The organism is Methylobacterium sp. 37f, assembly GCF_023093475.1.
In the GTDB taxonomy this organism is placed as follows: domain Bacteria; phylum Pseudomonadota; class Alphaproteobacteria; order Rhizobiales; family Beijerinckiaceae; genus Methylobacterium.
Window position 1 is genome coordinate 45520 of record NZ_JAGHKN010000032.1, and the last position, 15045, is coordinate 60564.

Consider the following 15045-nt stretch of genomic DNA (forward strand, 5'->3'; position numbering starts at 1 on the left):
ACGAGGCAGATGCGGATGAGGGCCTGAAAGCCTAACGCAGGCTTTCAGGCCCCACAAATTGGCTCATGTGCGGCGTGAAAACACGCGTCCCTCAGGCGTTCAATAGGCCATCGGTCGATACGTGGACCGTGAAAGCCTTGCCCTCATCAACCCAGCCGGCCCCCTGCTGGCCCATGTTGATGCTGGCCGCTTCCTCGGCATTCGCGGCGAAGTGGTGTTGGCCCGTCTGCGTATTGAAGAAGCGCTCGAGCGTAATATGCCCCACGCCCGCCGCCTCGTTGTATGCCTCGAAGGCAACGCCTTCGAACTTGTAGTTGGCGAGGTTCGCGATGATGCCGTCGCGCTCATTGACGCTGTCGGTATAAAAGTGCGTGCCCGTCTTCGTATCGAAGAATCGGAAGACACCATGGGTGTTGACGCTCTCGTCCGGTGTCGACCAGGGCGAGCCTTCATAGGTAAAATTCGGTATCGTTGATTGAATTTGCGCCTTTTCCCCTGCACTCGTCGTGTAAAAGTGATCGCCGGTCTTGGTGTCGAAGAAGCGAAACACTGGATCCGGCTGGTCCACACCGGAACTCCGGATCACAGGATCCGCAACCGTCGAACTACTTCCGCGAGCCGCATAGACGGACACGTCGTGCTCAGCACCGTACCGCACGAAGGTGTCGACAAACCTTCCAGCATCGAGGAATTGGGACGGCGTCAGGGTGGTTTCTGTCCCGTCAAGGCCGGGCAGATAGTCGATCGCGCCACGGTTGACGTAGTCGGCCGTCAGGCTCGGGATGGAGGCTGCCACATCCTGAGCCGTGACACCGTCTCCGATGGCGGTGGAGAGCCCCACAGACACCGTGGCGGCGTAGATCGGATCGGAACTGGCGGTCTGGCCGATCTGCGCCCTGTACATCCCCAGATAGGGCACCGGGTCGTCGGCGATTTCGTAGTTGATGATGCGATTATCGACAGCCGAAGAGATCAGCGCACCCGGCGACCCGAACGTGGCCGCCTGATAGAGGACGTCGCCGGTGTCCGGGTGGTTGGCCATGAAGACCTGAGTGAGGGCGCCGCCGAGGCTGTGGCCCGTAACGATCACCGTTGCATCGTTCTGCGCGGCGTAACTGTCGACGGCCGAAACGAGCGGCGTGAGCTTGTCATAATCGGCGTTGATGTTGCGCAGATTATTGAGCCAGTCCTGGCGGTCGTCACTGCCGCGGAAGCTCAGGACGACGACGGACTGATTGCCGAAGGTCCCCGTCACGGCTGCGCCGTAGGCGTTCTGATTGGCGTAGGTGCCGTTCGTGAGCCCGGCGCCCGAGAGAGGCACGAAGCCTGCGGGAATTCCGGCGAGGGTATCGGAATAGGTTGATGCAGCGATCGTCGCCAGCGTTCCCGCTATCGTTCCCATGAACAGTTCTCTCTTCCCAGGTTCCGGCCTGCGCACCCTTTGGGAGGTGCAGCTTGCCTTTCTCGACCGACGGTAACGCAAGCTCGACCGAAAGCGATCCGGCTGCCTGGTCTCAGAACAGCCGATCGGGCCTGCACCGGCGGCGAATGCCTCAGAGCCTTCTCTGAGTGGATGGAGCGAGCAACTGGCCGGCGCCGTTTACGACGCTGGCGCCCCTCATTCAGGCGGCCCGGACGGTTGCCAGGAACCGCTGCATCTCGCTGCCGAGGCGCTCGGCTTGGACCGAGAGGTTAGAGGATGAGGCCAGGACCTGGTTGGCGGCGGCCCCGGTCTCATCCGATGCCTGCGCCACGCCCGCGATGTTGGAGGTGACCTCGCCGGTGCCGACGGCGGCCTGCGCAACGTTCCGTACGATTTCCCGGGTCGCAGCACCCTGCTTCTCCACGGCGGTAGCGATGGAGGTGCAGACGGAATCCAGTTCACCGATGCGTCCGGCGATATCCCCGATCGCATCCACGGCCTGCGTCGTCGCAGCCTGGATCTGGCCGATCTGCAGCCCGATCTCGCTCGTTGCCTTCGCCGTCTGGCCTGCCAGGGTCTTGACCTCGGCGGCTACAACCTCAAAGCCCTTTCCGGCTTCCCCGGCGCGCGCGGCTTCGATGGTGGCGTTAAGGGCAAGAAGGTTGGTCTGGGAAGCGATGCCGGCTATGACCTGCACCATGTCGCCGATGCGGCCAGCCGCCTCGTTGAGCGCCCGCACATGTCCGCCCGTCGCGTCCGCCTCGCCGACTGCGGCATGGGCTAGGCCGGCGGCACCCAAGACCTGCCGGCCGATCTCCTCCACGGAGGTCCCGAGCTCCTCGGCTGCCGCAGCGACGATGGCGACGTTGACGGCCGCCTGCTCGGCTGCTGCGGCAACGTTGGTCGCCTGGGTCGCCGTCTCCGTCGCGGTCCCGGCCATGCCGTGTGACGTCACCTGAAGCTGGGTCGCGGCTACGGTGACGCCAGCCATGACTCCGCCGACCGCGCTCTCGAAGTCCCGCGCCATCGCCTGGAGGGCGGCTCGACGCTGGACCTCGCCGTCGGTTCGAACCTGGGCGGTCTCGGCTTCCAACGCCCGGGTGCGGGCGAGACCGACGCGGAACACGTCGACGGCACGGGCCATGGCGCCGACCTCGTCGCGGCGCTCCATCCCGGGCACCGCAGCCGCCGTGTCGCCCTCGGCCATCCGGCGCATCGTGGTCTCCAGGCCGCGCAGGGGCGCCGTGGCGCGCCGGAGGGCGAACCACAGGACGCCGCTGCCGATCAGGCAGAGCAGGCCGCCGACACCCGCCGCGCGCAGGGCGGTCTCGTCGAGACTTGCGAGGTAATCGGCCTTGCGCACGCCGACGAAGAGGATGCCGAGCGGTTCGCCCTTGGCGTCGAGGATGGGTTCGTAGGCCGTCAAATAGGCGGTCCCGAGGATGTCGGCCTCGCCGCGATAGGTCTCGCGCCGGACCAGCACGGTATCGCGGACCGGTCCTGCGGCGAGCTTGGTGCCGACGGCGCGCTGCCCCTGGGCATTGATCACGTTGGTGGCCACGCGCGTATCGCCGAGGAAGACGGTGGCGGTGCCGCCCAGGATGTCCTTGACGCGGTCGACGGCTGGCTCGGCCTCGTCGATGACGTGGGTTCCAACAGTCAAGCGTCCGTCCTTGAGATTGAATGTTGAGTGGCCGCCCTCGTCGGTGAGCGTGGTGCGCAGAAGCTTGAGGTTGCGGTCGAGAGCAGTCCCGGCGCGGCTCAGCATGTCCGAGCGCAAGTCGAGCACCGTCAGCCCGAGGGCGCTGGCGCAGGCTAGCACGATCAAGACCGTGCCGATCAGGCTGGCGCGCGCGCCAAGGGACAAGGAGGGGTGGCGAAGGCGATCGAGCATCGTGTCTCCCAAGGGTGTTCACCCGGGCAGCCCTGAAATGGTGCCGAACATTTGACCTGAGCGATAGTCTTGACCGATTCAGTTAAAATGCCGCTACATCGCGGCTATAACATGATATTTAAAATTGAAATTCCTGAAATATCGATTGTATATTGCCTATTCGTACTATTAATATATTTGTATGATGCAAGCTTAGGCGCTGCCCAGCCCAACAACAGGATTTTCTCCTCGTCTTTCGGATAGATAATATCATTTAGCAAGAAACTGTTATTGATCTAACTACATAAAATCTAAGTGCGCTCATTAGTTTATTGAATTTTTCATATTACTTACTGGACTTTAGTACCTTGCTCGGCGAGCCAATTGCGGAGCGGCTTTAAGATCATCTCCGGCTTGTTGTCGCAGCGGATGTGCTCGGGGATGCCGTAGATGTTGATTTCCGCTGAGAGTTGACCCGGCGGAGCCCGAAGTTTCCATCGAGAAGTGACCCGTGTCTGAACCCACCCCTGGCTTGCTGGTCGGGGGTCATGGAGTGATCGACATGGCATTATTGAGCATCATCCGGCGCTGGGCATTCCGAGAAGGGATGCCGATCCGGGAGATTTCGCGATGGACCGGATTGTCGCGCAACACCATTCGCAAATATCTGCGATCGGACACGCAGGAACCACTTTATCGAGCGCCGGAACGGCCCAGCAGGTTGGACCCGTTCGCCGCAAAACTGTCAGGCTGGTTGAAGGCCGAGGCGAACCGGTCCCGCAAGCAGCGGCGGACTGCGCGGCAGTTGCACGCCGATCTTGTTACTCTTGGCTAAGACGGCTCCTATGGTCCGTTCGCGGCTTTCATCCGCCGTTGGAAAGAAGACCGGCAGACCCAGCAGCAGACCACGGGACGGGAAACGTTCGTTCCTCTGGTCTTCGCGCCAGGGGAGGCGTTCCAATTCGGCTGGAGTGAGGACTGGGCGGTTCTCGGGGGCGAGCGCGTCAAGCTCCAGGTTGCTCATACAAAGCTGTCGCACAGTCGGGTCTTCGTCGTGCGGCCGTACCCGCTTCAGACCCACGAGATGCTGTTCGACACAACCTTCTGCAATCCCGCATCGAGCTGGGAGAAGGGTCAGGTCGAGAAGAACGTTCAGGATGCGCGTCGTCGACTATGGCAACCGTTACCCAGCTTTGGCGATCTCGACGGGCTGAACACCTGGCTTGAGACGCGCTGCATTGCGGCTTGGAAGGAGATCTCGCATGGGGAACTCCCCAGCACATTCGCGGATGCGTGAACCAATGAAGTGGCGAGCCTGATGCCGCTTGGCCGTCCCTTCGACGGCTTCGTCGAGCACACCAAGCGGGTCTCGCCGACCTGCCTCGTACATTTCGAGCGCAACCGCTATTCGGTTCCGGCCTCTTTTGCCAACCGTCCCGTGAGCCTGCGGATCTACCCGCAGCGCATCGTTGTGGCTGCGGAAGGCCGGATCCTGTGCGAGCATCCCCGGGTCATCGCGCGCTCGCATACCGTGGTCGGGCGCACGGTCTACGACTGGCGCCACTACCTGGCCGTCATCCAGCGCAAGCCGGGCGCCCTGCGCAACGGGGCTCCCTTCGCCGACATGCCGGACGCGTTCCGGCGGCTGCAAGGTCACCTTCTTAAGCATCCGGGCGGTGACCGGGAGATGGTGGAGATTCTGGCACTCGTGCTGCACCATGACGAGCAGTCCGTTCTCTGCGCGGTCGAACGGGCGCTCGACGGTGGCGTTCCCACCAAGATCCACGTCCTCAACATCCTGTACCGGCTACTCGACGGGAAGCCATCGAGCGGGGCCACCATCGATGCCCCACAGGCGCTCGCCCTGCTTCAGGAGCCGAAGGCCGATGTCGAGCGCTACGACGCGCTCCGCAGGAAGGCGGCACCCCATGCGTCATGATCCCGCCAGCGCCGCCATCATCGTCATCCTGCGTGGGCTCAAGATGTACGGCATGTCCAAGGCCGTCGTGGATCTGGTGGAGCAAGGCGTACCCGCCTTCGAAGGAGCCGTCCCGCTCCTGTCCCAGCTGCTCAAGGCTGAGATGGCCGAGCGGGAAGTTCGATCCGTGGCCTATCAGATCAAGGCCGCCCGCTTTCCAGCCTACAAGGATCTGACCGGGTTCGACTTCGCTGCCAGTGAGGTCAACGAGGCCATGGTTCGCACCCTGCACAGAGGCGACTTCCTCGACGGCGCGCACAATGTTGTCCTGATCGGTGGCCCGGGCACTGGCAAGACGCATATCGCGACCGCCCTGGGCGTGCAGGCCGTCGAGCACCATCGCAAGAAGGTTCGCTTCTTCGCGATCATCGATCTGGTCAATGCACTCGAACAAGAGAAAGCTCAAAACAAAGCAGGCCAGCTGTTGGAACGGTTGCTGCGTCAAGACCTGATCATTTTAAATGAACTGGGCTATCTACCCTCCAGCGCTTCAGGAGGAGCCCTGCTGTGCCACCTGCTGTCCAAGCTCTACGAGCGCACAAGCGTCGTGATCACCATTAACCTCAGCTTCAGCGAGTGGGACGAGATCTTTGGCGATGCCAAAATTACCACCGCGCTACTCGACCGCCTCACCCACCACTGCCACATCCTGGAGACTGGAAACGACAGCTCCGCTTCCGGGCCAGTGCCGCAGCCGAAAAACCGAAAAGGAGCCGCGCCGTGAGTTGACCAAGCCCGTCCGATGACAAACATCAGCCCCTGAACCTGGGTCACTTCTCAACGAAAACGCCGGGTCAACTCTCAGTGAAAATCAACAGACAACGGTGCCCTCGTTCATCGCGGCGATCCGCTGATGAGGCTTGATCCTCGCGAGGCGATGACCGAGCGCGAGGCAGTCCTGTCCGAACTTGCGAATTTTCGGGCCGAGGTTCTGCGGCGGAGAGCGGCCCTTTCCTATGTCCAGGCGGGCCTCGGGCCAGAACCGCCCGCAATTCCCTTTCCGGATTCCATTCCGTCGGCGATCGGCGAGGCCAAGGCCCGGAACTTGGCCGCGGACCTCGCCGCGCTCGCCGCCAACATTCAGAAGCAGCGATCCCAGGCGGATCAGACAAAGGCCGAGCGGAACCGCCTGATGGCGACGATCGAGGCGCAGAAGGCCCTGGTCAATATCCTCCGCGAGCGCGTTGACATGCGCCAGTCACTTGCGGCGACGAATTCCGGTACGCGGGCGAGCGTCATCGATGCGAGCGAAACGCTAGCGATGCAGACGGCCACGCTGGCCCAGGAGACCGGCCAGATCGCGGAGATCGAGTCCAACCTCCAGGTCATCGACAGCGTCATCGAAGCCGCGATCAAAGCCTTCGTCGCTGAAAACTCGGAGAAGCTGAACCAAGCCGAATGGCAGGTATCCGTCTATCAGCAGCGTCTGGAGCGGACTTCGCTCGAGCTGGATCAGACGACAATCCGCAGCCCCATCGACGGAATCGTGCAATCCTTGTCGCTGACCACAATCGGCCAAGTGGTCAACCCGGGCGACGAATTGATGCGGATCGTTCCGGAGGATGCCGGTCTGGAGGTCGAGTGCTACCTGCCCAACAAAGACATCGGCTTCGTGAAGGTCGGCCAGCCGGCTGTGCTCGAAATCGAGAGCTTTCCCTTTACCCGCTACGGTACGATCGATGCGACGGTGACGCGGGTCGCGTCGGATGCCATTCCCGAGCCCGATGCCAGTCTCCTCGAACAGGATTCGACGCGCCCGAGGCGTGAGCGCGCGTGCGTCGGGGCAGACCGGATGCAGAACCTCGTCTTCCCGATCACTCTCCGCCTCGTCGGGACCACGCTCGATATCGATGGAACGGCCATCCCTCTGAGGGCCGGCAAGTCGGTGACGGCCGAGATCAAGACGGGCCAACGCCGTCTCATCGACTACGTCCTTTCGCCGATCCGGCAGATCGCCGGGGAGGCCCTCCGTGAGCGCTGAGCGACGGCGACTTTTTCAAACCCCTCGAAATATCTCCTTGGGGCGGGATGGCTGATTCTCAGCTTGAGTTTGGCGGCTTTGAAGGATCGTGGAACGCGCTGGGTGATGTAGCGGGAGGTAATGGATAGGCTGAAGGTGTTCCGTCATCCTCCCCCGGCTCCATGGATAGGGGTATGTCCAAGGTATCCGAACCCTCTTCCCGTCAACACAACCGGCATCGCCATCTGCCGCCAGGATGATCTGCTCGTCGCCGTCGCCCGCGCGGAGGGTGTGCGTCGCCAGATGATTTGGGACAGTCTGCTGAGTTCAGGCCCGGAGGCTCCCATCCATCTGGGGTAAGTGGCTGATGCAGGGCCGTTCTTGGCTGGACTTTATGGGACTGATCCAAGCGGGTCGCGGCCGGTCACCGGCATCAAAGATGAAAATCGATTTCCGTCAGCAGCATCGCCTTCGAAAGCTGGATCTGGAACTCAGCGCCGTCGGCTCCCGAGACGTTACCTTCGATGATGGTTGTACTGCCCGACACGACGTACCGGATTTGTCCTGCAGCGGTGAAAGCTGCGGTCCCGATGAGGCTGAATGCATCGTCGCTCCCTCCCGCCACCGCATCGATGGCTGAAAGATCGATCCGGTCGCTCTGAGTGCTGAGAAAATCCGTAATCACATCCCGCCCGGTGGTCGTATTCGTGCCGTTCCCCGCTTCCTCGACGCTCCTGAATAAGAACGTATCGCCGCCGGTCCCACCGGTCAGGGTATCCTTACCACTGCCTCCGACGATCTGGTCGTCGCCCGCAGCGCCGTTCAGGGTGTCGTTCCCTGACGCGCCGATCAGCATGTCGTTGCCGTCCTGCCCGTTGACCAGCTGCGGCCGCGTCCCGCGGGACGACACGTCCAGGAGATCGTTACCCACCGTCCCGGCGGTGTACTGAGCAGTCTGAGGCGGGGTGGGCGGCGCGGCGCCTTCGAAGAAGACGTCGTCCGAAAGGAGCGCGGGGCCGGCGTGTACCACGGTGATGCGGCCGACAGCCGTTCCGCCTTCCCGGACCTCGTAGCTGTGAAGCGTGTTGCTGGCACTGATGTGGATGAGGGCGGCGCCAGGATCGAAGCCCTGGAAGACGAGAACATCGCCGCCGGGCACACCGGCGCCGCCAAAATCGTCCACACGGTCGAGCACGGCGGTCGCGACAGTGGTGCCGGCCAGATCTCCCTTGGTGAATACGAAGCGATCGTCGCCCGCGCCACCCGTCAGGCGGTCGGCACCGAGCCCGCCGGTGAGGACATCATTGCCCTCGCCACCGTTGATCGTATCGTTACCGCTCCCCCCGGTGACGATATCGTTGCCGCCCTTGGCGGCGATCAGCTGAGGTGCCGATCGGGCTGAGTGGTCGATGACGTTCGCGCCGTCGTCGCCCGTCGTATACTGCGCCGTGGTTTGGGTCGGCGGAGGCGGCGGGGGTGGCGGAGGAGCGGGCGCGACGTTGACGGTCACGTTGCCGATCGCGCTGTGCTGGGCTCCATCGGAAAGGGTGTAGCTGAAGGTAGCCACGCCAGAGAAGCCCGCCGTCGGGATGAAGGTGACGTGATCGCCGCTGAGCAGGACCGTGCCGTTCAGACCGGCGGTGACACCGGTCAGGCTCAGGGTATCACCGTTCACATCGGTGTCGTTGGCCAGCAGCGCAGATGCCGAGAGTATCAGGGGCGTACCTGCCTGCATGAACAGGATGTCGGCTATCGCGGAAGGCGGGTGATTGCCTCCGGGATAGGCGCCCTCGTAGTTGAGATCCGAAGACAGATCGTGGATGTTGTCCGACGTCATGAAGTGCATCATGGCACTCTGACCAGCTGCTTTCACATTGGGATGAGCAGCATAATAGTTGTCCGGATCGAACAATTGACTGGTTGGCTTGCGGCCCTCCGCTTCGCCAACCTCAAGGTAGTGCTGAAGCGGGTTGATATTGAGAGCCGCCACATCAAGGTTGGTGCTGAGATAGTAGGCGGTGTTGAACACCGCATTCGGATCGAGCAAAGCCTTCCAGCCGATCGTATTGTAGTGCTGATCCGCTGTCATGCCCGTTTGGGCGAGCTGATCGCCGTACGCGGCCTGGTAGAAATCTGCATCAACGCCGCTGGCACTGATGTGCGAGCCCGTATCTGTCCTCACATCGATGATCGTCTTAGCAATCGCTTTACCAACCCACAGATTGTCATCGATCTCCCAGGTGTGATTGCCGAGGTAACGGAGCGCGGCGAAACTGTGGTCGCTGAGATCCAGTCGGGTGCTGACCACATCGACAACACGCCCATTCTCAAGACCTGCTTCGGCGAAGATCACATTGTCGTACTTCTGTGTTTGGGTCTGCGTCTCGAACTGATTACCCCGCGGAACCTGCGTCTGAATGACCAGCTCAAGGTCGCTGGGACGGCCCTGCTCGGGCATCTCGCTTCGGTAGGTCGCGTGCAGCGGCTCGCCCTGCAGACCGACCTCCCAGAGAACGCCCCCCTCAACGCCGAACGTGGCACGTGTGGTCACCCATACGTTGTTGAGCGTAGCCATGCCAATATCAGCGTTACTTGTGAATAAGGCATCGTTATAAGGATTCGGACCAAGCATGTCCCAGTGCGTTCCGACCGCCAAACGGTTGTTGGAAGTCTCGCTCAGCTGAATCTCTTCATGCCAATCTGCGCGATTCTTGCCGAACAGCGCTCCACCATACCAACCCGTGCGCCCGAGTTCATTGGGAATAGCAAAGCTGTCCATCTGCACATAGCCAAAGGACATGCCCTTGCTCGGATCGAGGGCGCCAGGATCAATGGTGACGATACCTCCGATGGTCGTGAACCCATCGCGCTCCCCCGTCGCATTCGGCACCGGCCGAGTTGTGACGACGAGGTTGCCATCCGCAATGCTCACCGGATCAAACTGACGGTTCAGCCAATGACCCGACGTCATGTCACCGTTGGCGAAAGCCGTTCCAGAGTTGTTGGGATGGAACCAGATCATGTCGCCCTGGTCCACCGTTCCATAGGCGGCACCTTTGGTGAGGACCGAGGATGACGAGAACGTTTCGTTGAGTATCACGACGTAGGACATATTTTCCTCGGCGCAACGAGATTGGCGAGACCTCGCTACTTTTCTAAAGCCTCAGCGGATACACTGTAATTTCATTGAACTACGAAGTTACCGATATCGCCCAAATCGGATTGAGTCAATCAATTCGATTCATTAACATGCGTCAATTAAGCAACCCGCCACACGATCAAACCGTCTTATGGTCAAGCTTCCATTTTTATAATTTGACAGCCCATGAAATGTCGAGCATTAATCTCAAATAATTACACAACATTGGTCAAATATACACAGATCGACGCAGCTAAACAGCAGATTTTACTTCGGAGTGCAGGCGAGATGATTGTTCTGACGGGCCGTGGCGCCATCGACCCATCACCGCCCTTCGAGAACTGGCGAGGCGTCGAAATGCGTCTCGACTTGAAACCTTCCCGCAAGCGGTCGAATGCGGTTCCGATCGCACACCGTTTCACGTCGCCTGAGGCGGGAAAGCCAACACCGTCCACAATGCGAACTCAGAGGCAGGCCTTCAGCAGGCTTTCAGACGTCATTTCTAATGTTCGCGATCGTTGTTGATCGAAGAACATCCAGAAAGTTCCTGATCGATGGTCCCGATTTCTCTCTTGACCATAGGGCGTAGACGTCGGCGCGGATCGGTTGTCCACTGACAGGCTTGTATACGACGTCCGCGTGCGCCAGTCGGGCGACGAACTCTGGGATGATGGCGATGCCGAGCCCAGCCGCAACGAGGCTCGTCAACGACGCAGCTTCGACGACTTGGTGCGTGATGTTCGGGACGAACCCGGCGTTGACGCAGCATTGCCAGAGGTGCTTGGCGAACAGCGAGTCCGAGAGCCGCAAGAACACGAACGGCTCCCGATCCAGGTCGGCAAGGTCGATGGCCCCTCTCCGCGCCAGGCGGTGGCCTCGCGGCAGGACAAGGGTAACGGTCTCGCACCAGGCTCGTTCGCTGACGAGGTCGACGTCTGGGGGTGGACTGCGCAGGAAACTGACGTCGGTCTGCCCAGCCTTCAGCATCGAGATCTGTCGGTCCGGCGACATCTCGTGAATACGCAAATCCACGTCGGGATAGATCATCGCGAAGTCGCGGATGGCGCGTCCGAGCGGGCCGGCCAGCATCGATCCCGTCAGACCGACATTGACGATGCCGGCGATACCGGTACCGATGGCCCGCGCTCGCTCCACGGCCTCACCGGACCTTTCCAGAATGTCGAGCGCCTGTGCGTGGAAATCGACGCCCGCCCTCGTCAACGACACCCGCCGCGTCGTTCGTTCGAACAACGCGGTGCCAACCTCGGCCTCGAGATCCCGGATCTGCTGGCTTAACGGCGGTTGGGCGATGCCGAGGCTCTCGGCGGCAGCGGTGAAGCTCAAGTGCCGAGCAACGGCGACGAAATAGCGGAGGTGGCGAAGTTCCATCGTCACATTGATATCTCATAAATCTTAACCGAGACATACGGAATATTTGACGTCTAGATGTGCTGGTAACATGGTGCCACCGTGCAAGACGAGCGTTCGAAGCCCTGCAGGCTTAGGTCGACCGACCAAAGCGCCTGCGGCGTGGATCGTGCTTGAACAAAACGGGCTGAGCCCGGCATGGAACGACTCGACCACGGACTGGGGTATGATGATGCGGTTCTTCCGTTCGTTGTTCGGGCAGGTGGTCGCCGCCCTCGTCCTCGGCATCGTCTTGGGCATAGCTTGGCCGAACTTTGCAGTGACCCTTAAGCCCCTCGGCGACGGGTTCATCAAGCTGATCAAGATGGCCATCGCGCCGCTCGTCTTCGGCGTGGTCGTCCAGGGCATCGTCGGGGCCGGCGATCTGAAGAAGGTCGGACGCGTCGGGCTCAAATCCCTGATCTACTTCGAGGCGGTGACGACGCTCGCCCTCGTGCTCGGTCTCGTTCTGGCCTACGCGTTCGCACCGGGCCAGGGCATGAACGTCGACGTGACGGCCTTGGACGCGAAGGCGATCGCCGGCTACACCGATCGCGTCGGTCAGGTCACCGGGACGGTCGACTTCCTGATGAAGCTGATCCCGACCACGTTGGTCGATGCCTTCGCCAAGGGCGATATCCTTCAGGTTCTCATCATCGCGATTCTGTTCGGGGCCGGTCTCTCCCTCCTGGGCGAGCGGGGCAAGCCCTTGGCCGACAGTCTGGAGCGCATCACCGAGGTCCTGTTCAAGATTATCGGCTTCATCGTCAGGCTCGCGCCGCTCGGCGTGCTCGGTGCCGTCGCCTTTACCGTGGGCAAGTACGGCGTCGGCTCGCTCAAGCAGCTTGGAATGCTGGTGGTGCTGTTCTACGCGGGCGTGGCATTCTTCGTCTTCGTGGTGCTCGGCAGCATCCTGCGCGTAGCCGGATTCAGCATCCTCAAGCTCCTCGCCTACCTGCGCGAAGAACTGACGGTCGTCGCCGGCACGGCCTCCTCGGACTGTGTCTTGCCGCAGGTCATGCGCAAACTGGAGCGCCTCGGCATCAAGGATTCGACCGTCGGCCTCGTGATCCCGACCGGATACTCGTTCAATCTCGATGCCTTCTCGCTGTACCTGACCCTGGCCACGGTCTTCATCGCCCAGGCCACCAACACGGATCTCTCCTTCGGTCATCTGATGCTGATCCTCGGCATTGCACTTCTGACCTCGAAGGGAGCACACGGCGTTCCGGGCTCGGCCATCGTCGTGCTGGCCGCCACCCTATCGGCGGTGCCGGAAATTCCGGTGATCGGATTGGTGCTCGTGCTGTCGATCGACTGGTTCGTCGGCATCGCACGCGCCCTTGGCAACCTGATCGGCAACTGCGTGGCGACGGTTGTGATCGCCGTGTGGGAGGGCGACATCGACCATGCGCAGGCTCGGCGCGTTCTCAATGGCCAAGCTCCGACTGATACGGCCGTGATCCTCGACGCGCCGGTCGCGGAACTGCACTCGGCCTGACGGCGACGCCGCGACACCTGCCAAAAGCGGCAGCGCGGCTGCTAGGCCGACTCCCGACGTTCCAACCGGATCACCGGAGACCCCTGATGACTGCATCGCCCTACAACCCGCCGTGCGGCGGCCTCCCGCCTCAGACTGCGCTGATGACCGGCCGGGCGGTGTTCACGGAAGCCTACGCGGTCATCCCTCGGGGGGTGATGAGCGACATCGTCACGTCCGTGCTGCCGTTCTGGGAGGGTACCCAGGCCTGGATGCTATCGCGGCCGCTCTCGGGCTTCTCCGAGACTTTCGCACAATACCTCATGGAGGTCGCCCCCGGCGGTGGCAGTTCGCAGCCTGAGCCTGATCCGGACGCCGAGGGCGTGCTGTTCGTGGTGGAGGGACAGGCCCACCTGATCGTCGGCGCTCAGGCGCATGACCTCGTGCCCGGCAGCTACGCCTACCTGCCACCCGGCACTTCCTGGAGCCTGCGCAACGCCGGGGCCGCGACCACCCGCTTCCATTGGATCCGAAAAGCTTACGTGCGGGTGCCCGGCATTGAGGTTCCGCCAGCCTTCGTCACCCACGAATCCGCCGTTCCGCCGGCACCGATGCCTGGCACCGACGGGGCTTGGGCCACGACCCGCTTCGTCGCCTCCGACGACGTGCGCCACGACATGCACGTCAACATCGTCGCCATGCGCCCGGGCGCATCGATTCCGTTCGAGGAGACGCACGTGATGGAACACGGGCTGTTCGTGCTGGAGGGGAAAGCGGTCTACCGGCTTAACCGCGACTGGATCGAGGTGGAGGCCGGCGATTTCATGTGGCTGCGCGCCTACTGCCCGCAGGCCTGCTACGCTGGCGGCCCTGGCCCGTTCCGCTACCTGCTCTACAAGGACGTCAACCGCCACGCCGCCCTGGCGCCATTCCGGACGGCCCGATGAGTGATCACCGAATTGTCGCCGAGCCGTTGACGCAGAAGGCCTTCGCCCCGTTCGGCACCGTGATCGACAAGGGCGCCGTCGCACCGCGCCCCATGAACGCCGGAAAGGCCCGCCGCTTCCACGATCTCGCCCAGGTGGGGGTGGTGGGCGAGGACGGACACGTGGTGATCGGCTACGTCGAAGCCGAACCCTACGATTTGCCCCTCGCGGTCAGCCTCGTCGAGCGCCATCCCCTCGGAGCGCAGGCCTTCCTGCCCCTGAACGCCGCGCCGTTTCTCGTCGTGGTCTGCCCCGACTCGGGCGGGCGCCCCGGCAGGCCACGTGCTTTCGTCACCGCGCCCGGCCAGGGCGTCTGCTACGCCATGGGCACGTGGCATGGTGTGCTGACCCCGTTCGGTGCCCCTCAAGACTTCATCGTGATCGACCGGGCCGGGCCGGGCGTGAACTTGGAAGAGTTCACGTTTGAGGTGCCCTGGGCGATACAGATCCAGGACGGTCGAGCGCTCGATTTCTGATGCTGGACGAAGAGAGCCAGAGTGGAGGCCCCGTGGCGCGCTGGATCAATCCCGGTGGCTTTCGGAGTTGCGATGCCTCGTGCGTGCGGCTTCCGGCAGAGTGACGATCGGTCAGCCATTTCGGGACTCACCAGGTACCGAGAAAATTAGTTTTCCGATAAAGACTAGTCGTCTTACACCAATTTTTCGCCTCTGCTAGAGCGGTTTCCACCTACTCCGGATCGTAACCGGCGGCAGCGAAGTAGTTTGCGCACTCGGTTGGGGTGAAGGCGTCGAGCAGATTGCCGACGACAGTCCAGAGCCGATCGACCGTGCGCTCGGCC

8 protein-coding genes and 3 pseudogenes are annotated in these 15045 nt (G+C 62.1%); 6 read left to right on the plus strand and 5 right to left on the minus strand.

Annotated features, from left to right (window positions below; all coding sequences use genetic code 11):
• Positions 1-91: 91 nt before the first annotated feature.
• Positions 92-1402, minus strand: a complete 1311-nt coding sequence (locus J7U37_RS18840) for a hypothetical protein (RefSeq protein WP_247636682.1) — start codon at positions 1400-1402, stop codon at positions 92-94.
• 220 nt (positions 1403-1622) lie between these two features.
• Positions 1623-3317 carry a methyl-accepting chemotaxis protein gene (locus J7U37_RS18845; RefSeq protein WP_247636683.1) on the minus strand — a complete coding sequence of 565 codons (1695 nt, stop codon included), beginning with the start codon at positions 3315-3317 and terminating at the stop codon, positions 1623-1625.
• A gap of 541 nt (positions 3318-3858) precedes the next feature.
• Between J7U37_RS18845 and J7U37_RS18850 the strand changes: the two are divergent.
• The 3 genes and pseudogenes from J7U37_RS18850 to J7U37_RS18860 form a co-directional block, all read left to right on the plus strand.
• Positions 3859-5235, plus strand: a pseudogene (locus J7U37_RS18850) (IS21 family transposase).
• Positions 5225-5998 carry an IS21-like element helper ATPase IstB gene (gene istB, locus J7U37_RS18855; RefSeq protein ID WP_348773007.1) on the plus strand — a complete coding sequence of 258 codons (774 nt, stop codon included), beginning with the start codon at positions 5225-5227 and terminating at the stop codon, positions 5996-5998. The pseudogene J7U37_RS18850 and the gene istB overlap by 11 nt, the downstream one beginning before the upstream one ends.
• A 108-nt stretch (positions 5999-6106) precedes the next feature.
• A pseudogene (locus tag J7U37_RS18860) lies at positions 6107-7255 on the plus strand (HlyD family type I secretion periplasmic adaptor subunit); the annotation flags it as partial.
• Between the two features lie 412 nt (positions 7256-7667).
• Here the strand turns inward: J7U37_RS18860 and J7U37_RS25165 are convergent.
• Together J7U37_RS25165 and J7U37_RS18870 are read right to left on the minus strand one after the other, a co-directional pair.
• On the minus strand, positions 7668-10346 hold the full coding sequence (locus J7U37_RS25165; protein WP_282103980.1) for a cadherin-like domain-containing protein: 2679 nt from the start codon (positions 10344-10346) through the stop codon (positions 7668-7670).
• A 516-nt stretch (positions 10347-10862) separates the two neighbouring features.
• Entirely contained in the window at positions 10863-11762 is a 900-nt protein-coding gene (locus J7U37_RS18870; protein WP_247636687.1) for a LysR family transcriptional regulator, read from the minus strand.
• Between the two features lie 208 nt (positions 11763-11970).
• Between J7U37_RS18870 and J7U37_RS18875 the strand changes: the two genes are divergently transcribed.
• From J7U37_RS18875 to J7U37_RS18885, 3 genes are all read left to right on the plus strand, one after another.
• Positions 11971-13281 (plus strand): dicarboxylate/amino acid:cation symporter, encoded by a 1311-nt coding sequence (locus J7U37_RS18875; RefSeq protein WP_056181968.1) that lies wholly within the window; start codon positions 11971-11973, stop codon positions 13279-13281.
• A gap of 86 nt (positions 13282-13367) precedes the next feature.
• Positions 13368-14207, plus strand: coding sequence for a bifunctional allantoicase/(S)-ureidoglycine aminohydrolase (locus tag J7U37_RS18880; RefSeq protein WP_247636685.1), 840 nt, complete (start codon positions 13368-13370; stop codon positions 14205-14207).
• Positions 14204-14722 (plus strand): ureidoglycolate lyase, encoded by a 519-nt coding sequence (locus J7U37_RS18885; protein WP_247636686.1) that lies wholly within the window; start codon positions 14204-14206, stop codon positions 14720-14722. Before J7U37_RS18880 ends, J7U37_RS18885 begins: the two co-directional genes overlap by 4 nt.
• A 211-nt stretch (positions 14723-14933) precedes the next feature.
• Here J7U37_RS18885 and J7U37_RS18890 read toward each other — a convergent pair.
• Positions 14934-15045: pseudogene (locus tag J7U37_RS18890) on the minus strand (IS630 family transposase); the annotation flags it as partial.